This window comes from Lamprocystis purpurea DSM 4197 (genome assembly GCF_000379525.1).
In the GTDB taxonomy this organism is placed as follows: domain Bacteria; phylum Pseudomonadota; class Gammaproteobacteria; order Chromatiales; family Chromatiaceae; genus Thiodictyon; species Thiodictyon purpureum.
The window spans coordinates 1-17462 of the sequence record NZ_KB902508.1 but is presented as its reverse complement, the minus strand read 5'-3'; the positions used below and the strand labels follow the sequence as shown (position 1 = coordinate 17462).

Sequence of the window (17462 nt, the reverse complement as noted above, 5' to 3'; positions counted from 1 at the left end):
CCGGACCTCGCGCGGTCCCGCGCACGCCGCCACCAGGAACGCCGCCCGCTCGGTGGCGGTCAGGTACCTGTAGCCGCGCGCGATATTTGACCCGGCACGCGCGCGATATTTGACCTCAGCGATTTTTGCGCACCGCGCAACAAAATACCGCCAGGCGGATCGGATCGCCCTCGCCGCGATCAGCAGATCGTCTGCGCTGTGTATCAGTCAGACCCAACACAGTGGTCACCAAGCGCGGCACAATTGCCGTCGCTCAGTATTTGATGATCGGCAGCAGCGCCACGTTGCGCGGCCGGGCCCCGCCCCCTAGCCCTTCGGGCGCGAAGGTGATCGACGTCTCAAGCGCGCCGCCCAAGCTCACGAAGTTGACGCCGCTGTAGTCGGTGGTATTCACCGTATCACACCCGAGTTGGACGCGCCCCGGGGTGTCGTCCAGAGAGGCGCCGGCACCCCAGACGCCAGGGTCATTGGGCGCGTCGTAGGCGACAAACGTGCCTTTCTGCCACGAGCCCAGCGTGCGGCTGGGATCGATGCCGCGCCCGCCATCCAGGCCGCGCACGAACTCGCCGCGCAGATCGGGCAGGTTGAAATGGGTGCTGTCGGCATACCCGTAGGTGGTGCCGATGGCCGCGAACAGTGCGGGCCAGACCGCGCGCACCAGCGATTGCCCGCTGCACGCCAGCCATCCAGTCGGCGCCGTGCTGCCGGCGAACCAGGCCACCGTGCCGGCCGGGGTGGCGGCGACCGCGGCCAGCGCGGTGGTGACAAAGGCGGTGGTGGCGATTTGCGTGGTGCTGGTGCCGGTCGGCGGCGGGGCGCCGGTCACCGCGGGCACGCCGGTGAAGGTCGGGCTGGCGAGCGGGGCGCGCGTGCTGTCGGTGGGATGCACGTGATCCCCACGCACCACGGTGCTGCGCACGCCCAGCGCGGCGACGCCGTCCATGCGCAATTCGGCGACCAGCGACTCGAACGATAGGCCGCCGCCCGCCAAGGCGACGATGGCGTCATGCAGTTGGGTGAGATTGCTGTCGCTGGGGGTGACCCCAGCCCCCAGCAACACCTGCTCCAACTCGGCTTGCAGCTGGTAGAACCAATAGGCGCCCGGCGTCGTGGCGGCGAGTCCGACCAGCGGATCGCCACCGCTGGGATAGCCCAGGCTGGGGGCATCGGGCCGCGATGGCGGGTTGGCGGCGGCCCCTTGTTCGAACGATCCAAGATCCATGTCAACCTCCAGAGTAGAGCATGCCCACGCCCGCGACCGCGGGTTGGTAGCTGATGACGAGCAGGGTGTGCGCGGGTTTGAGCCGGCGCAGCAGACACTCCAGGGCGGCGTTGCCGACCCAGGAGCCCAGGGCCGTGTCGACGCGGCCATCGACGCGCCAGTGCGCCACCGGCACGGTGACATCCAGATGCAGCGTCCACCGGTAGGCCCAGGCGGTGCCGGTGAGCGCGGCGGTGACCGGTTGCGTCACGTCATGAATGGCGGAGAACTCGGTAATGCTGGCGCTGAACCCCAGCGCCGCGGCGAGTGCCAGATAGTAGGCCGGCGACTGGCCGCCCTGGCCGGTGACCCGCACCAGCAGCGCGGCGCGGCGCAGCGCGTCATCGCCGAACGCGCCGAGACAGGGGTCCGGCAAGCCGTAGGCGCGCTCCCAGTCGGCGAGGCGTTGCACCGTGGTGCGCGGGTCGCATTCGTCCAACAGGTCGGCGGCGCGGGTGTCGACGCGGGCCAGGGTGTCGGCCCAACTGAACAGCAATTGTCCAAGGACGGTATCGGTCGCGCGCGGCCACGGCAACCCCTGGGGCAGCAGGCTCAGCAGCGCGTCCTGATAGGCGGCAGCGTCCATCAGGAGGCGCTCCAACTCATGCTGCCGAAGGTGGTGATGTAACCAGGGTTCATCACCACGTCGGCGGCGGGGCTGGCCATCACATAGTTGGTCTCACCCACCGCGGCGCTGATTTCCGCGCGCAGGTGCGACAGCAGCAGGGTGCCGCCGGGGGCGGCCTCGCGCTGGATCAGATCGCGCACCGCGGCGGTGATCGCGGTGCGTACCGCCAAGGTGTCCGGGGTCGGCAACAGCGTCACGCTCAACGGCACCGCCACCGGCGCCACCACCACCACGCGGGCGGTCACCGGGCGCAGCGGGGCAATGGCGGCCGCCACGGCCGCGTTCACCTCGGCACTGGGGATGCCGTCGCTGCTCGCGCCGTCGGTCATCACCCGCACCGTGACGCTACCGGCCCCGGCCTCGTTGGGGAACACCCAGGCGCGCGTCACACTGGGATGGGCGGCCAGCGCCCAGGCCAGATAGTCGGCGGCACACCCGCCGTGGGGCGGTTGCTGCAAGCGCCACAGCACGCGGGTACGCAGCGCGGTATCGGTCTCGGCATCGGCGCCGCCGGTCAGGCCCCCGGCGGCCACCACCGCCGCGGCGCTGACCCCCGGCACCGCACTGACCAGCGTCAGCGCGGTGCCGGCCGTGGTGTTCGCGGCCACGCCCGGCAGCACGGCGCTGACCGCCGCCGGGGTGCTGCCGTCGAGCGTCAGGGCGGCGGTGGTGACGACCTCGACGCCATCGGCGCGGCGCAGCCGCACGTCCGCCGGCACCACGGTGCCCAGGGTGCCGGTGAGGGTGACGTGGCCGCCGGCGAAGGCGGCGGGCAGCCGCCCCAGCCCCCACAGCGCGGCGTGCCGATCCAGCGCGTCGGCGTCCGCGGTGTCGGGCAGGGTTTGTTGGGCGATCCAGTCCAGATAGCCATAGAGGCCGTGCACCGCCCCGGCCAGCACCCGCGCCAACACCGCGAGGTTGGACACCGGCAGCAGCGGCGCCCCCGCGGCCAGGCGCGTGCCGGCATCGGCGGCGGCGCGCGCGATCAGGGTCTCCAGGGTTGGCCGTTCAAATGCCATCGCGCATCCACTCCCATTGATAATGATAGGTCTGGGTGCCGGTCGCCGGGGCGGTCACCGTCACCGCCAACGCCAGCACGCCGGGCGCGGGGTTGGTGGCGTCCACGCTCACCGCGGCCGCGGCGCCGCAGGTCACCAGCCAGGTCAGCGCTTCTTCGGCATAGAAGTGGGCGCGCTCCAGGACCTCGGGCAGTTGTTTCTCGCGCCCCAGCAGCCACAGCCGCGAGCCCAGTTGATAGCCGTCCGCCAGCGGCACCACGTCACCCCACCAGCCGCGGCGGTCGGTGGCGCCGGCGGGCAGCACATCGTCCGGCGCCGCCTGGCGATCGGTAAACAGCGACAGCACCACCGCCGTGCCCAGGCCGCCATCGGTGGCCAGGCCCAGGCCGTCGAGCGCCAGGTCGGCGCCCGCTAAAAACCCGCTATAAACGGTCTGTAAATCGCTCATGTGGTCGGCGTCCCGGTCTTGGCCGAGGTGGTGAAGACCCAATGCTTATGCGCGGCGAAGGTCGCGGCCAGCGCCGTGAGCGACTCCGCGCCGGCCGTCACGGTGGTGGTCGCCGCCACGCTGCCGGTCACGTTGACGTTCCCGGTTTGGGTGAGGTCGCCGGTCTGCGTCAAGTTGCCGGTCTGCGTGGTGTCGCCGGTCTGCGTCAGGTTGCCGGTCAGCGTCACATCACCGGTAATCGTCAGCCCCTGGGGCGCGGTGATCTCGATCCCCCCACGGCGCAGCACAATGGTTTGGCCTTGGTCGTCCTGGAGTGCGACCTCCCCTTGCTCCAGACCGGTCAGCCGATAGCGACGGTCGGCGCAGGCGATGATCAAGGGCATGGCGCGGGTGCCGCCGGCCGCCAGCAACAGCGCCTCGGCGCCCGGATGCGGGTGCACCGTCAGGCCGTAGCCCTGCCAGTGTTCGCAGGCGTCCAGCGTCTCCTCGGTCGTCGCCGCCACTTGCAGCGACTGCATGGTGGGCGCGTCGTCCACCAGCGTGACCGTGGCGCGCACCACCAGGTTGCGCAGGCGCCGGGCCAGGGGCGCGAGGCGGCGGCTGACGGCGTCCATCACATCCACCAGCCGGCCGGCACCTTGCCGGTGTCGGTGGGCTTCTGTTCACGCGCGGCGGGCGCGGCGTAGGCATCCGGGCGGGTCAGTTCCAGGTCGGTGGTGGTGCCGCCCTGATCCAGGCTGTAGTGCACGCCGACGATCACCAGCGTCTCGCTGACACCCATCCCCGGCGCTTGCACGCGCACCGTCTCGCCGGCCCGCCACAGCCGCCCCGGCACCGCTTCCCAGCCCTGCACGCGGGCGCGCGCTTTAAGCGCGCGGCCGGCGCGGGTGCGCATCTCCCAGTCCGCCCGGGCCGCGAGGTCGGTCTCGCCCTGCTCGGCGGTCACCACCAACAGCCGGGGGCGCGAGTCTTCCACCGCCGCATCGGTGACTTCGGCGCGCAGCTCCGCGGCCTGCTTGCCGTGCCACTCATCGTCCCCGGCACTCTGGCCGTAGACCACGATGCGGCTGTAGCGGTCGCGCCAATCCGCCACCGCCTGAATGCCGAGCAGGTTGTCGCCCTCCACCAGCGCGGTCGGGGACAGCGTCAGGCCCGGCCGGCCGAGCAGCAGGCCGCCCTGGCCATCGGGCAGCAACAGCACCGCGCGCTGCCGCGCGAGGCTATCCAGGAACTCAAAGACACTCTGCCCCGGTTCGCTGGCCACCCGCTTGAAGGGGCCGCCCAGGTCGGTGTTGGGGGTCGCGGCGACCGCGAGGTTGAGCGCCCCACATTGGTCGGTGGCGATCTGCAACAGCGTCTGCCCGGTGTATTGGCGCACCAGCGCCGAGCAATCCACCAGGTCGCCGGTGGCATCGCGCACCGCCAGTTGGATGGTGCGCAGGGTCGGCCCCAAGTCCCGTGACACGGCATCGATCCAGCCGGTCAGCACCGTCTGCGTGCCCAGTTGCAGCGTCGCCCGCAGGCCGGGGCGCAGCGTGGCGCGGGCGGGATCGGCCCCCGGCCAGCGTTCGGTCACCGTCAGGTCGGCGGCACTGGCGCAGTGCTCGATGCTGGTATGCACGCGCAGCGCGGTCCAGCCGGTATAGGCGCTGGTCCCAAGCAGCAGGCGGGGGATGATCATGTGCGCACTTCCAGCGCCTGGCCGCCGGGCACGAAACCGGGGTGCGCAATGCCATTGCGCCTGACGAGCTCGGCGTCACGCGTGGCATCGCCGTGGCACTGATAGGCGAGCACCAGCGCCGGCAGCGTGCGTGCCGGCACCACCGTGGTGAGCCGCGGCGCCACCAGCGCCCGCGCCGCCAGATCCTGCGCGACCGCCACCCGCACCGCCGCCCAGGCCGCATACAAGGGATCGGACGCGACCGCCTGCCGCGCATCGATCAGCCCCGTCAGTTGCGCACACAGCGCGCCGAGTTCGGGCCCCGCGACGGGAATGCCCGCCTCCAGCGCTGCCACCGCCGCCCCATCGGCGGCATCGGCCACCCCCGACAGGGCGGCCAGCAGACCTTGGGCCAGCGCACCGTCGCGCACCGCGGCCACCACCACCGCTTGGTTATGCGCTTGCACCAAGCGCGCGGCGGTACTGGTCGGCACCACCGGCAGGTCGGCGCCCCAGGCGGTCAAGGTCGACAACGCCTGCCAGGCCGGCCAGGGCGCGGCGGCGCGGGTACGCAACGCGGTCAGTTCATTGGTGATGGTGGCCCCCACCAGGGCGGCCGACCCGGCGCGGGTGTCGAGCTCGCGCACCGCGCTGCCCAGCCCGGCGACGTGCGCCGCGCGGTTGGCGTCGCTCATCCCCAGGGTGCTGCCCAGATCGGCCAGCGGGGCCAGGAACTGCCCCAGCAAGGCGCGCCCCGCCTCCACCACCAACGAGGGCATCCCCACGATGCGATAGCCCAGCAGCAGATAGCCCTGGGCCAGCGCGGCATAGGCCAACGCCTGGTCGACATAGGCCAGCGCCGGGTCGAGCACCGCCTGGATCGTCGTCATCACCTGGTCGACCGCCGCCGCCACCCCGGCCAGGGAATCGGGCAACGCCAGCGGATGGGTGTTGGTGCCGGCCTCCACCAGATCCAACTGCACCCGCGCCACGCCGCCCTCGGCACTCGACAGCGCGCTGCTGAAGCCCTGCACGCACACCGCTACCAGGCCATAGGTCGGATGGGTCAAGAGCCCGCTGCCGGAGGTCTCCAGCGCGGCCAGCAGCACCGCCAGATCGCGATCGTAATTCGGCCCGACCAGCACCGCCTCAATGGCGTAGGTGCGGGCCTTGCGGCCGAGGTCTTCGGCATAGGGGATGTCGCGCAACGGGTATTCATGCACGGCGATGCGCCGCCCGCCCTGGCGGGTGTCGGTGGCGACGAAAAAGCGCGCCCCGCGGAAGCTGGCCGGCAGCAGGCGGTCGCGCCAGCTCATCAGTTGCCCCCCATGGTCGGCCCGCGCTGGTCGGCACTGGCGGCGATCTCCACCGGGCCGGTGGCACTCACCCCGGTGACCTGCGCCGGGCCGGTCACGCGCACCGTGATGGTGCCGTTGATGTTCTGTAACTGGTTGGCGGCCGACTGCATGGTGTTGGCCGCACTCTGGGCCGCCTCCGCCGCTTGCTGTTGGGTCTGCGCCGCGGTGCCGTGCTGTTGGGCGGCGGTGCTCTGGGTCTGCGCGGCCGTCGCCTGGGTTTGCGCGGCGGCGGTTTGGGCTTGGGCGGCGGCCGGGTCGGGGGTGAGCGGGGCGACCGGCGGGCCGAGCGTCGGCACGGCCGCACCGCCGCCCAGCCCGGCCGGCAGTTTGGCGCGCAGACCATTGAACTGCTCCGCCAGCAGGTCCACCAGCGAAATGTTCTTCGGGTGCCAGCCTTGCTGCGGATCGTCGCTGCGGGCCCGCCGCTCGCGCAGCTTCAGCGGCCCGAACCACTGATCATCGTCACCGGGCGTCGGATCATTGGTCAGCGCCTCCTGCGCCGACTTCACGCCAAACGGCGCCAGCGCCCGCGCGATCGTCTCACCGATCACATCGCCCAAGTTGGTGCCGGCGCACCAGCGTTCATAGATCACGGTGCCGATGGCATAGCCGAGCGCCCCGGCCGAGAGGGTGAGGGCCACATTCTGCACGACGCTACCGGTCCCCCAGCGTTTGGACGCACCGGGGCCACCATCGCCCCCGCCGGCGCTGCCGCCCCAGCCGGGGTTGGTCACAAACACCTTCACCACCCCGGTGGCCGCGTCCAGCAGTCCACCGCCCGGTGCGCCCTGGCCGCCCTGGCCGCCCTTGCCGCCGAACAGGAAGCCCAGCGTCTTGGCCGTGAGGGCGATCCCGGCAATCGCCGCGCCCGCCGCCACCAGGCCCGCGGCGATCTGGCCGCCGATCAACACCAGCCGCTCGTTGGCCTGCACCCAGGTCCCCACCTTGCCGATGACCGCGTTCAGGTCATTGAGCAGCGGCTTGGCCCACTCCACCAGCGGGCCGGCCAGCAGTGCCGCAACGGTCTCGATGGTCCCCATCAGGGACCCCCAGATGTTCTTGGTGTCGCCCAGAATCTCTTTGACCCGCTGTTGCAGGTTCGCTTGCTTGGCGTACTCCGCGGTCCCCGCTGCCAGTCCACTGGCGCCGATCTTCACCACCTCCCCGCCGACCGACGAAATCCCGGAATCCGCGCCGAACAGATCGTTGAGGACCTTCAGCAGCTCCTCCGGATTGAGCTTGCGCAGCTTCTCCAACTGCGCCATAAAGTGTTCTAGCCCCTTGTGCTTGCCGGTCTTCTTGTCCACGAAGTCGAGCGTGATACCAAACTGTTTCAGGCCCTTGTTGACCTTATCGACCGTCCCACGGTCCATCGACTTCATCAGCATCGAGCCGAACGCGGTGCCGGTCACCTCCGCGGAGTTGGTGATCTTGTTGAGCATCGAGTACAGGACGGTCAGCGATTGGCTCGCCTCCAGCCCTTGGATATTGGTGGCCTTGATGCCGGCCGCCGAGCGCGCAAAGGTCATCTCCATGTCCGCGACGCTGCTGCCGATCTTGGTCGCGCGCTGGATCACATCCAGGAACGGCATCATGTCCTTGGCGGCGACGCCGGAGCTCGCGCCCAGATTGGTGACGCTCTGGGCCGTCGCCTCGTAACTCTGCTTGGTCACCACCGCCAGATAGGCGGTCGCTTCGCCTTGCCCCTCCAGGATGGCCTTCGCCGCCGTGCCGCCCGACAACATCACATCGAACATGCGGTAAAAGTCATTGGTGGTGCCCGGCAGCAGCGTGCCCAGGCGCAGCGCCTCGGCACTCAGCCCCTTGAAGGTCTCCGGCACCGTCCCGCTGCTGTCCATCAGCGTGGCGCGCAACCGCGTCGCCCCCTCATCCAGGTCCGCATAGGCGCGGATCATCGGCGCCATCCCGGCCGCCAGCCCGGCCGCCAGCGCGCCCGCCTTCACGCCGATCGCGTCGAGGTTGGCGGCCAGCGTCCGCGCCGGACCGCTTGCGCGATCCACCAGCGAGACGATAATGCCGAGGGTTAAGGCGGAACTCATGGGTGACCTATGCTGCGCTTCATTCGCTACGGACTCGCCCTCATCTGGGCGCTACCACTGGCGTTCTTTCTGCCCCAGACCCACCGCCTCGACGAGGCCCTGGGGCTGTTGGTCGGCTGGAGCGTCTTCACGCTGGTGCTGGCCATCATGATCGGCCTGGCCGGGCTGATCGGCGATGCCCTGTTAGGGCGCCGCCCCTGACTGCCACCCCAGCACCCGCTTGGCCTCCCCATGCCAGGCCAGCAACTCGCTGACATCCAGGTCCAGCAACTCGGACGGCGGCCAGTGAAACACCCCCGCCAGGTCCGCGCTCAGGGCTCTCCAGTTGGCGGGGCACCCGGCAAAAAACCGGCCACCGCCAGGCCCAGCCGGGTGAAGTCGCCGGCATCGAGCTGATCCACCTCGCGCGGCGTCAACCCGGCCAGGGCGCCGATCAGCGCCGCGGTCTTGCCCACGTCGCCTTTCGCCTCATCGAGCAGCTTCAGATCCCGCACCCGCGGGCGGCGCAGCGTCAGGTACGTGACCTCCTCGCCGTGCGCCTGGATCGGATAGGCCAGGGTCAGCCCCGTCTCTTGGTCGTTCGCTTGGTCGCTCATAACTGCTCCTCAATCGACATCCCGCCAAATTTCACCTTCACCCCGCTGTCGCCATCGCCCAGGTCCACCGCCGACTCGCACCAGGCGTGCCGCAGCACGTAGGTCTTGCCGGTGTCGAGCTCCACCGTCACGGTAGCATCGGTGATCTGGTTGAGCGCGATCAGGGACAAGTCGGCGGTATCGGCCAGCGTGCCCTCCACGCTCGGCGCCACCGTCTCCTCGCTGAAGCCCCACACCTGGGCGCCCACCACCGCCTTGCGGCTGGTGCCGCCGATGCCGGCGACCGTAATGCCGGTTTTAGCGCGCAGTAAGGTGCCGTTCACATACACCCAAAACCGCCCGCTCGTCTGATAGCCGTTTGCCATGAGAACCTCCTACAACCGAAACTGCACGGCCGCGGCAAAGACGCGGAACTGGTTGACCAGGTTGGGCGGCAACAACGCATTCACCCGGTTCGGATCGCTGCCGCTGCGCACCACCTGCAACCCCTCGGCGAAGCCGGCCGCATCCTCCACCAGCCCGGCCTCCTCCAGATCCCGGAACAGCGCAATGAGCTCGGCGCGGATCAGCCGCGGCGTCGCAATCGCCTGTCCCGGCCCGAAGCGCGTGCCGTCATCGGCCAGCTTGTGGCGCGGAAAGCGGGTGGCGATGCGCGCGCGCACCGCATAGCGGATGTAGTCGGCGGTCCATTTGGTTTCCAGATCCAGCAGCGCGGTATCGGCCACCCCGCCGGGCGTCTCCTGATAGGTGGTGATCACCCGCTCCAGGTAGGCCACCCCATCCGCGCCATAGATCACCGTCGAGATGCCGTGATGCAGCAGCAGATCGCGCTCGGTACGGCTAAAGCGCTGCTCGACCGCCGGCGCCAGGAACCCCGGCAGGGCGAGTGATTGCAGCGGCCGGGCCGGATCGATCGACCCGTAATACTCACAGACCCCGGCCCAGGCCGCCGCCGCCTCGGCCGGCAGCGACGGCGAGCCGGCGGTGCCGAGCAGGCTCAGATGCGGCGAGTTGCGCGCATCCCCCAGCGCGATCAGTGCCGCGTGGGTGCCCGACACCGCGGCGAACCCATGGCCGGTGCGCTGCTCCAGCGGTCCCCAGCGCGAGTCCAGTTCGCTCTCCAAGGCTGCCAGATTGGTCGCATCGGTCCACGGCATCACCAGCGTGTAGAAGGGTTCCCCGGCGATTGCCGCCAGCGCATCCGTCACCGAGGGATTGCCGGTCCCGGCCACGCCGGCCGCGATCACCACCGTCAACCCGGCCGGCAGCGCCTCGCCCACCGCATACCCGATGCGCAGATCAATCCCGTTGCCGACCTCGCCCTTGTGGCGTGCCGTCACCGTCACCACCCCGGCGGCGGCGCTCGCCGTCACCGGCAGATCGCTCTGGCCATTGATCGCCGCGGCCAGCGCCGTCGCGGTCGTCGCCACGGCTTGCCCGGTATCCACCGCCACCGCCAGCCGGGTGCCGGCCACCCACAGCGCCAGAGTTCCCGGCCCCGTCGACACCGTGCTCACCGTCACCGTCCAGGTGGCCGCCACCCCGCCGGCCCCATCCTCCAAGGCCACCGCCCACACCTCGCGATACTGGCCCGGCCCGGCGAACAGCGCCGCGCCCATCCGCGCCAGCATCGACCCGCGGCCGAAGTAGGTCTCGGCCTGGGCCGCGCGGGTGATCATCGTCGGCACCTCGGCCGCCACCGTGCCGGTCGCCAGCCGCTGACCCATCAGCAGGATGCGCCGATCCGGGATCGGCAGGCCGCCAACCGCGCGCGACGCATCGATCTCGATGTACTGCCCCGGCGTACGGAGATCTAATGGAATGTTCAGGCTCAGATCGCCCATCGGTTAACCCTCTTTGGTGTCTTTGACCGGGCGCGGTGCGGCGCTCGGCGCCGGGCCCAGCACGATCGCCCCGGCTTTGAGATGGCGCTGCCAGTAGCTCGACCACTCCACCGTCTCGCCCGCCGCCGCCAGTTCGCGGCCATGCGGGTGCAGCACCCGGTGCGCGGGGTCGCCGCTGGGGCGAATGAATTGCGTCGTCATCGTCAGATCCCTCACCACAGTTTGTTGGGCTGCACATAGACCCAGCGCCCGCCGGGGATGCAGACATATAAGAAGGTATCGTCCCAGGCGTGCTGGCCTTCGATGCAAGTCTCCCCAGGGGCGGTCGGCGCGGCGGCGTACTGATACTGCCAGTCGAAGGCCGCCCCCGGCGCCCGGCGCAGCGTCAGCAGTTCCGGCGCATGGGGCGGGATCGGCTCATGCGGGGTGACGGCAAACGTCACCGCCGCCCCATCGCCGCCCTCGTGATAGGCGCGCAGCGTCAGGGTGTAGCGCGTGCTGTTGGTCAGCCCGGCCAACACCAGTGGCGAGGCCGTGCCGGTGACACTGGCGCCGCCCGGGGTGGCGTCGATGCGATAGCCCAACAGCGGCAGGCCGCCGGTGTTCGCCGGAGGCACAAAGGCCACTTCGACCTGCGCATTGCCCTCGATCACACTGACATCGGTCGGCACCGCGGCCGGGCCGAAGGGGATCAACACCGCCGAGGCCGTCGACCACGCCGACTGCCCGAGCGAACTGAGCGCCATTACGCGAAACTGGTAGGCCAGGCCGGTCTCCAGGCCGGCGACCGTGCCCTCCACACCGCCCTCCAGCGCCTCAGTGAGGTAGGACCGATACGACAGGGCCGGATAGTCCGACCAGTTCACCGCATCGGTCAGCTTGTACTCCACGGCGTAATTCTCGATCACGCTGCCGACCGGCTCCAGCCAGCCTAGCTTGATACTCACCGGGGTGGTGCTGCGCAACGTCGGCGCGGCCGGACTGCTCGGGATGGCCTGGATATCGATCGCGCCGATGTCCTCGCCGTCCAGGCCGCTGCCGTCCAGATCCAGATTCAGCGGGGTGAAGGCGTTGCGCAGGTAGTTCAGCGCCGACTGCACCACATAGGAGGGCTTGAACACCTCGCCAGGCACGTTCTGGTTGCGCTTCTTGAACTCCTCCAGCGCCCGCGTCTCGCTGCCCAGCTCGTCGCCTTGCAGGTAGCTGTCCATGGTCGCCACCCGCGCCAGCTTGTTCTTAAAGCGCGGATCGCCCTCGCGATCGAACTTGCCGAACCCCTCACTGACGCCTTCGGTCAGCAGATCGGACAGCACGCGGTACTTCACCAGGTCCCCGCCGTTGTCGTTCCAGAACCAGGTGTAGTCGACGTACTTCAGCAGGTCGGCGTAGTGCGAGCCGAGCCAGAAATTTTGGTCGGTGTAGGCATACGCGATCGAGGCGGAGGAGTCCGCCACCAGGTTGTTGGAAAAGCGCAAATCGCCGTTGTGGTAGCTGGTCTCGCCGTTCCAGTACATCGCCCCAGGCGTCGACCCGGCGCCTTGCGAGTACAGGGTGTTACGGCGCACCAGCACCTGGCAGTTCACGCTGTCCGGGTCGATGATGTCGCGGCTACTGCCGCCGATCGATACCCCGGCGCTGATCGCCGTGCCCCGGCCCAGAAACAGGTTACGGGTCACCTCCACATCGGAGTGCCCCAGCATGATGATGTCGGCACCGCCGTCGGCGATGTCGAAGACGTTGTCATACACGTAGTCCCACGGGCCTTCGCAGACGGGCGTGCCGACGCCGCGCAGCTTCACGATGTGGCTGTTGGCGCGCTGCGCCAGAAACAAGTTGTCGTGAAGTTTCACGCCGCAGGGTGACGACAACTGCGCGCCCGAGATCGCCACCGCGGGCGTGTAAACAAACAAGTTGTGGTGAATGTCGTAGATATCCGGCCCGATGCAGTCCCCGCTGTTGGTGTTGTAGTTGTTCACCACATCCTGGAACACGTTATCTTTGATATCCCAGGTGCCGCCCGTCGAATTGAATTGGATGGCGCCAACCGACTCATTGCCGTAGGGGGTCCACCACACCACGTTGCCCCAGAAGCGTTGATCGGTCCCCGGCTGCCAACTGACCTGTCGGCGGATGATCAGATTGCCTAGCGGGCCTCTAGCCAACGGGTTCTGCCCGGAGAACCGAAAGTCGTTGTTGGTGATGCGCACGCCGGTGCTGCCTTGCATGTAGATGCCAAAATCCAGGTACCCGGTGCCGGAAAACAGGCAGTGATCGATCCACAGCCGCGAGAGATTCGTGCCTTTCAGCGGCAACACGATGCTGCCCTCCAGGTCGACATCGGCGTAGGCCCAATTGATCTCCTCATCCATGGTGTTGGCGCCGCTGTTGCCGGTGGCAATGCCGCTGGTCGCGGTGCGTCCGCGCACCACCGCCCGGTTGCTGGGGCTGCCGGCGATGATCCAACTGGTCTCCGAGAGGCGCCCGCCGCCGCTGTAGTCGCCGCCGATCAGGTAGCGGTCGGCCACCACGATGCCGCCCGGCCCCTGGTTGAGGCGGGCGAAGTTGAAGAGATACAGGTCCTCGGTCACCTCCAGCGTCTGGTTGGTGACACTGAGCACCTGCCAGGCCGAGATCGTGCTGCCGCGCAACTCCAGGCGCCGCACCGTCACCGGCACATCCACGATCACCGTGGCCGCGCCCAGCGAGGCGAGGATCACCTCATCGTCCGCCGCCGGCACCGTACCGGTGTCCCACAGCGTGGGATCGGACCAATTGCCGCCGCCGTCCTTGGTCATCGTCACCGTGGCCGCCGCCGCCGGGTTGAGCCACAGCAGCCACGCCAGCACCAGCGCGGTCAGTCCCACCGGGATCAGCAACAGTCGTTTCACGTTAGCACCCATTGGTCGTCAATCACCTGCAACAGCGCGCCATCCGCCGCCGCGCCCACGGCGGGCCAGGCCGCCGCGCTCGGCCGCCCGGTCGTCGGCACCCACCCGCCCGCCGTCTCCACCATCCACACGCCGTCACGCACCGTCACCATGGCCCCATCCGGCAGCCCGGCCGGGTCCGGCAACGGGTCGCCGCCCGGCAGCGTGGCCACCGCGGCCCAGCCGGCGGCCGTCGTCACCGCCCAGGCGCCATCGCGCACCGCGAGCAGCGCCCCCTGCGGCAGCCCGGCCGCCGCCGGCAGCAGCGCCTGCCCGGCGGGCGCCGCGACGCTGGCCACCGCCGCCCATAACCCGCTGATCGCCTCCACCGTGCCGGGCGCGCGCACCGTGGCGCCGAGGTCATCGGCCAGCGCCGGCCGCGGGCCGTCCGCCGCCGGCGCGACCAGCGCCGTGCGCAACACCGTACCGCCAGGCGCCAGGCGCACCGGCGCCAACACCTGCGGACCGGCCGCCGCCGGCCCGACCCGCACCCGCACCCGCGGGGCCGGCGGCCACACCCGGATGACGCCGGTCATGGGCTGGCGGTACAGCACGTACTGCGGAGTCTGCCCGCGCAACTGCAAACTCTTCATGGTGCAAACGCGTCCGGCGGCACCCGCACCAGCGTCACCCCGGCCTCGGTCGTGCCATCGGCCGGCGCCAGATCCAGGTCCGCCGCAAAGTGGGCGAACTCCGCCAGGTTGTCCGGCAGCGTCTCCGCCAGGTCGTGCGTCAACGCCACCTGCACCTCCACCAGCGTGGCGGCCAACTCCGTCAGCGCCGTGCCCTCCAGCGGCGCCAGCCCGGTCACCGTCAGCGTCCCGATGCCGGGCAGCGTATGATCGTGCAGCGCCACTGCGACCGCCTCCGCCAACGCCAAGGCGCCCGGCGCCGCCGCGGTGCCGCGCCGCCGCACCAACTCCCCGGCGCTCGCCTGAGTCAGCACCACCAGCGACCAGGAGGAGGTAAAGCGCGCCCCCGGCGGGCCTTCCACGCGGCCGTCGCGGATGCGGTCGGGCGGGCGGGCACTGCCGCGCCACACCGCCAGCACGCAGGGCGGCTTGGCGCCGTGCGCGGCCAGCACCGCGGCCAATTCCCCGAAGCCGCCGGGCAGCGGCACATAGGCGCGCAGCAGCGGCCCCAGCAGTTGCGCGGCGCGGGCCAGCAAGCGGTCTTCGATGTCGACTAAGACACTCATCGGCTAGATCCCGTCGATCGCCACGCGGCCGGCCCCGCCGGCCCCGCCGGCCCCCGGCAGCGCCGGACTGATCGCCGCGCCGCCGCCGCCGCCGCCGCCGCCGCCCGCTCCGCCGGCCCCGCCGGCCCCGCCGTTGGCGCTGAGGCTCGACCCCCCGCCGCCGCCGCCGCCGCCGCCGGCATCCACAAAGGGCGTCGCCAGCACCGCACTGCCGCCCGCCGTGCCGGCGACCCCGACATCGCCATAGGCGCCGCCCGCAATCACCGGCTGATCGCTGCCATCAGTGAGCACATACTGCGCCGCGGCGCGGCCGACATTGCCGCGGTACGCCGTTGGCGCGGTCGCCAGACCGCCGCCGGCACCGGCGCCGCCGCTGGCCAGGCCGACACCGTAATTGCCGGTATTGCCGACCGCCCCGCTGGCCCCGGACCCGCCCANCCCGCCGGCGAACACCGCGGCCCCGACCGCCCCGGCCGCGGCGATGCCGGTCGCACCGGCCCCGCCGCCGCCGCCGCCGCCGGCCCGCCAGGTGCCGACTTTCGAGGCCCCGCCGGCGCCGCCCGCCCCCGCGGTGCCGCCCGCGCCGCCGGCCCCGACACTCCACGCCAGCGTCGCCGGCAGCGTCTCCCAGGGCACCACGATCTGGGTCCACCCCCCGCCGCCGCCCCCGCCGCCGCCCGACACCGCGGTGCCGGCCGCGCCCAGGGCATAGCCCCGACCGCCGCCGCCGCCGCCGCCGCTCAGCGTGATGATGGCGGTCCGGTACGCGCCGGCCGGCTTGGTCCAGGTGCCGCTGCCGCTGGATTGCTCCCAGTGATAGGGCGCGTCGAGCGCGCCCGCGGGGCCGGGCGGCCCCTCGGGTCCTGCCGGCCCGGCCGGCCCATCCGGACCCGCCGGTCCCGGAATCAACGTGCCCTGCTCGGCCACCAGCACCCACCGCGCGCCGGTCCACTCCAGCATCCGCTGGCCGACGTTAAGGCGGTCGCCTGGTTGGGGATTGGCTGGCAGGTCCATCGCTTAGCTCTGCGGCCGCACGAGGATGGCGGCGTCGTAGGCCGGCACGATGACCTCGGTCAGCACGGCGCCGTTATTCACATCGTCCTGGGTGCCCGCAATGCGCTGGAACGTGCCGCCCAGCGCGATCGTGCGGCTGGTGGGCGTGGCATTCACCACCACCACCGCCTTGGCGAAGTCGCGGCGGAACACGTCCGCATTGGCCGCGAACAGCATGATCCGATCAATGTTGATCGTGCTGGTAAACATCGCGCCCACATCCAAGCGTAGCTGCGCCGTCTCACTGGCCGTGCTGGTGAAGGTCCANANCAATNTGTTCCAGCCCGGNCCGCAGAACAAGCCGCCGCTGATCTGGCTGCCGAAACGGGGGAACANCAGCCCTTCGCGCTCCGCGTACACCGCGAGCGACAGCGTATATTGGCGACCGGCGGTCAACGTCACGCTCGGCCCCAAGATAAACGCCGCATCGTTGGTCTGCCGCGCGTCGGCCGTGATCACCGCCCGCAGCGAGGCGCTGCCCTCGATCGCCCGCGTGGTGTCGCGGCTGAGCACCGCGCGCGTGCCGGTCCAGCCCTGCGTATTGGTCTCGAAGCCGCCGTTGGTGATCAGGTTTGCGGCCTCGGCAAACGCCTCGACCGNATAGATGCGCTGATAAGCGCCCAGCGGTGCGCCCATCCACTGNCGCTTGGCCCGCAGCGCCGCATGATTCGNCCCGGTGAACGCCACCGCCTGCCCATAGGTGGGCGAGCCGTTCACCGTGTCGACGTAATATTCCTCGCGCCAGCGGAACGCCGGCCCGCCCACGTAGTTATGGCCGCTGTAGTACATGCCAAACATCAGCGCCATGCCGAAGCTCAGCCGAAACGGCGCATTGCTGGTCGCCGTGGTGCCCGCCGGATAGGTTTTGGTCGCGGTCTTGTTCAAGCCGTCGAACACCTGGGGGTTCCATGCCGAGCCGCTGAGTTGGGCCTGCACGCGGGTGATATGGCGGTTGAAGCGCACATAGCGGGTCGTCGCATCCCCCGTCTCGGACATCGTATCGTCGCACCAAGCTTCCGGCTGATTGCCGTTGGTGTTCGTGATGCCGGGCGCGTTGGAGTCCCCGCTCTGGTAGATCGCATGGACGCGCCCCCGGACATCCCATGCCGCGCGGAGGTTGCCATAGAAGGCGTTGAGGCCCTCGCTCCAGCGGTTCACACCGCCGGCATCGATCCCGTAATCCACGCTCAGGCTATTGTCGAAATCGATCGGCCGGTCGTTGGTCCCGCCGCCGCGCGGGTCGAAGNAGAACTCCGAGTCGCCGACCGCCCCATGACAGGTCGCGCTGGCTTGCGCCGCGTACGACACGCGGTCGTAATTCGCGGCCAGCCATTCGGGGAAAATCTGATTCGCTTTCTTGCCGTTGCTGTCGACCGGGCAGCCGCTCGACAGGTTGTACCGCCACAGCAG

The 17462-nt window shown here is 70.3% G+C and carries 18 protein-coding genes; 1 reads left to right on the top strand and 17 read right to left on the bottom strand.

Going from position 1 to position 17462, the window contains the following annotated elements:
- Nucleotides 1-253 precede the first annotated feature (253 nt).
- Genes A39O_RS36800 through A39O_RS43195 form a run of 8 tightly spaced genes read right to left on the bottom strand, consistent with a single transcriptional unit; the run spans nucleotide 254 to nucleotide 8434 of the window.
- Nucleotides 254-1222, bottom strand: a complete 969-nt coding sequence (locus A39O_RS36800; protein WP_020506071.1) for a phage tail protein — start codon at nucleotides 1220-1222, stop codon at nucleotides 254-256.
- Between the two features lies 1 nt (nucleotide 1223).
- A complete protein-coding gene (locus A39O_RS42240; RefSeq protein ID WP_157640245.1) occupies nucleotides 1224-1847 on the bottom strand; it encodes a YmfQ family protein in 624 nt (207 codons plus the stop codon).
- Nucleotides 1847-2908, bottom strand: a complete 1062-nt coding sequence (locus tag A39O_RS0118060; RefSeq protein ID WP_020506069.1) for a baseplate J/gp47 family protein — start codon at nucleotides 2906-2908, stop codon at nucleotides 1847-1849. Before A39O_RS0118060 ends, A39O_RS42240 begins: the two co-directional genes overlap by 1 nt.
- Entirely contained in the window at nucleotides 2898-3356 is a 459-nt protein-coding gene (locus A39O_RS0118055; RefSeq protein ID WP_020506068.1) for a phage GP46 family protein, read from the bottom strand. The genes A39O_RS0118060 and A39O_RS0118055 overlap by 11 nt, the downstream gene beginning before the upstream one ends.
- Nucleotides 3353-3970: a phage baseplate assembly protein V gene (locus A39O_RS36795; protein WP_020506067.1), complete on the bottom strand. Its 618-nt coding sequence runs from the start codon at nucleotides 3968-3970 to the stop codon at nucleotides 3353-3355. The genes A39O_RS0118055 and A39O_RS36795 overlap by 4 nt, the downstream gene beginning before the upstream one ends.
- Nucleotides 3970-5037, bottom strand: a complete 1068-nt coding sequence (locus tag A39O_RS0118045) for a phage baseplate assembly protein (protein WP_020506066.1) — start codon at nucleotides 5035-5037, stop codon at nucleotides 3970-3972. Before A39O_RS0118045 ends, A39O_RS36795 begins: the two co-directional genes overlap by 1 nt.
- Nucleotides 5034-6332: a DNA circularization protein gene (locus A39O_RS36790; RefSeq protein WP_020506065.1), complete on the bottom strand. Its 1299-nt coding sequence runs from the start codon at nucleotides 6330-6332 to the stop codon at nucleotides 5034-5036. The genes A39O_RS0118045 and A39O_RS36790 overlap by 4 nt, the downstream gene beginning before the upstream one ends.
- A complete protein-coding gene (locus A39O_RS43195) occupies nucleotides 6332-8434 on the bottom strand; it encodes a phage tail tape measure protein (protein WP_020506064.1) in 2103 nt (700 codons plus the stop codon). The genes A39O_RS36790 and A39O_RS43195 overlap by 1 nt, the downstream gene beginning before the upstream one ends.
- Nucleotides 8435-8443: 9 nt before the next feature.
- Between A39O_RS43195 and A39O_RS0118030 the strand changes: the two genes are divergently transcribed.
- Entirely contained in the window at nucleotides 8444-8635 is a 192-nt protein-coding gene (locus A39O_RS0118030) for a hypothetical protein (protein WP_020506063.1), read from the top strand.
- On the opposite strand, the gene A39O_RS38725 is transcribed toward A39O_RS0118030, so the two are convergent.
- The 9 genes from A39O_RS38725 to A39O_RS43830 all read right to left on the bottom strand — a co-directional run bounded on the left by A39O_RS38725 (nucleotide 8618) and on the right by A39O_RS43830 (nucleotide 16688).
- Nucleotides 8618-8737: a GpE family phage tail protein gene (locus A39O_RS38725; protein WP_407635654.1), complete on the bottom strand. Its 120-nt coding sequence runs from the start codon at nucleotides 8735-8737 to the stop codon at nucleotides 8618-8620. The genes A39O_RS0118030 and A39O_RS38725 overlap by 18 nt on opposite strands.
- Before the next feature lie 8 nt (nucleotides 8738-8745).
- Nucleotides 8746-9030, bottom strand: coding sequence for a phage tail assembly protein (locus A39O_RS0118020; protein ID WP_020506061.1), 285 nt, complete (start codon nucleotides 9028-9030; stop codon nucleotides 8746-8748).
- On the bottom strand, nucleotides 9027-9395 hold the full coding sequence (locus tag A39O_RS34060; protein ID WP_020506060.1) for a phage tail tube protein: 369 nt from the start codon (nucleotides 9393-9395) through the stop codon (nucleotides 9027-9029). The genes A39O_RS0118020 and A39O_RS34060 overlap by 4 nt, the downstream gene beginning before the upstream one ends.
- A gap of 9 nt (nucleotides 9396-9404) precedes the next feature.
- On the bottom strand, nucleotides 9405-10874 hold the full coding sequence (locus tag A39O_RS0118010) for a phage tail sheath subtilisin-like domain-containing protein (RefSeq protein ID WP_020506059.1): 1470 nt from the start codon (nucleotides 10872-10874) through the stop codon (nucleotides 9405-9407).
- 3 nt (nucleotides 10875-10877) lie between these two features.
- Nucleotides 10878-11075, bottom strand: coding sequence for a DUF2635 domain-containing protein (locus A39O_RS0118005; RefSeq protein WP_020506058.1), 198 nt, complete (start codon nucleotides 11073-11075; stop codon nucleotides 10878-10880).
- An 11-nt stretch (nucleotides 11076-11086) separates the two neighbouring features.
- Complete coding sequence (locus tag A39O_RS0118000; RefSeq protein WP_026199511.1) at nucleotides 11087-13762, bottom strand: fibronectin type III domain-containing protein; 2676 nt, start codon at nucleotides 13760-13762, stop codon at nucleotides 11087-11089.
- Nucleotides 13759-14394, bottom strand: coding sequence for a hypothetical protein (locus A39O_RS0117995; protein ID WP_026199510.1), 636 nt, complete (start codon nucleotides 14392-14394; stop codon nucleotides 13759-13761). The genes A39O_RS0118000 and A39O_RS0117995 overlap by 4 nt, the downstream gene beginning before the upstream one ends.
- Nucleotides 14391-14999 (bottom strand): phage protein Gp37, encoded by a 609-nt coding sequence (locus A39O_RS0117990; RefSeq protein ID WP_020506057.1) that lies wholly within the window; start codon nucleotides 14997-14999, stop codon nucleotides 14391-14393. The genes A39O_RS0117995 and A39O_RS0117990 overlap by 4 nt, the downstream gene beginning before the upstream one ends.
- A gap of 1017 nt (nucleotides 15000-16016) precedes the next feature.
- Nucleotides 16017-16688, bottom strand: coding sequence for a carbohydrate binding domain-containing protein (locus A39O_RS43830; RefSeq protein WP_456073031.1), 672 nt, complete (start codon nucleotides 16686-16688; stop codon nucleotides 16017-16019).
- Between the last annotated feature and the right edge of the window lie 774 nt (nucleotides 16689-17462).

Coding starts and splice junctions, on each gene's coding strand:
- A39O_RS36790 (WP_020506065.1), bottom strand. CDS start 6,332: ATGAGCTGGCGCGACCGCCTGCTGCCGGCCAGCTTCCGCGGGGCGCGC.
- A39O_RS0117990 (WP_020506057.1), bottom strand. CDS start 14,999: ATGAGTGTCTTAGTCGACATCGAAGACCGCTTGCTGGCCCGCGCCGCG.
- A39O_RS36800 (WP_020506071.1), bottom strand. CDS start 1,222: ATGGATCTTGGATCGTTCGAACAAGGGGCCGCCGCCAACCCGCCATCG.
- A39O_RS34060 (WP_020506060.1), bottom strand. CDS start 9,395: ATGGCAAACGGCTATCAGACGAGCGGGCGGTTTTGGGTGTATGTGAAC.
- A39O_RS42240 (WP_157640245.1), bottom strand. CDS start 1,847: ATGGACGCTGCCGCCTATCAGGACGCGCTGCTGAGCCTGCTGCCCCAG.
- A39O_RS0117995 (WP_026199510.1), bottom strand. CDS start 14,394: ATGAAGAGTTTGCAGTTGCGCGGGCAGACTCCGCAGTACGTGCTGTAC.
- A39O_RS0118010 (WP_020506059.1), bottom strand. CDS start 10,874: ATGGGCGATCTGAGCCTGAACATTCCATTAGATCTCCGTACGCCGGGG.
- A39O_RS0118060 (WP_020506069.1), bottom strand. CDS start 2,908: ATGGCATTTGAACGGCCAACCCTGGAGACCCTGATCGCGCGCGCCGCC.
- A39O_RS0118055 (WP_020506068.1), bottom strand. CDS start 3,356: ATGAGCGATTTACAGACCGTTTATAGCGGGTTTTTAGCGGGCGCCGAC.
- A39O_RS0118005 (WP_020506058.1), bottom strand. CDS start 11,075: ATGACGACGCAATTCATTCGCCCCAGCGGCGACCCCGCGCACCGGGTG.
- A39O_RS0118030 (WP_020506063.1), top strand. CDS start 8,444: ATGCTGCGCTTCATTCGCTACGGACTCGCCCTCATCTGGGCGCTACCA.
- A39O_RS0118045 (WP_020506066.1), bottom strand. CDS start 5,037: ATGATCATCCCCCGCCTGCTGCTTGGGACCAGCGCCTATACCGGCTGG.
- A39O_RS0118020 (WP_020506061.1), bottom strand. CDS start 9,030: ATGAGCGACCAAGCGAACGACCAAGAGACGGGGCTGACCCTGGCCTAT.
- A39O_RS36795 (WP_020506067.1), bottom strand. CDS start 3,970: ATGGACGCCGTCAGCCGCCGCCTCGCGCCCCTGGCCCGGCGCCTGCGC.
- A39O_RS43195 (WP_020506064.1), bottom strand. CDS start 8,434: ATGAGTTCCGCCTTAACCCTCGGCATTATCGTCTCGCTGGTGGATCGC.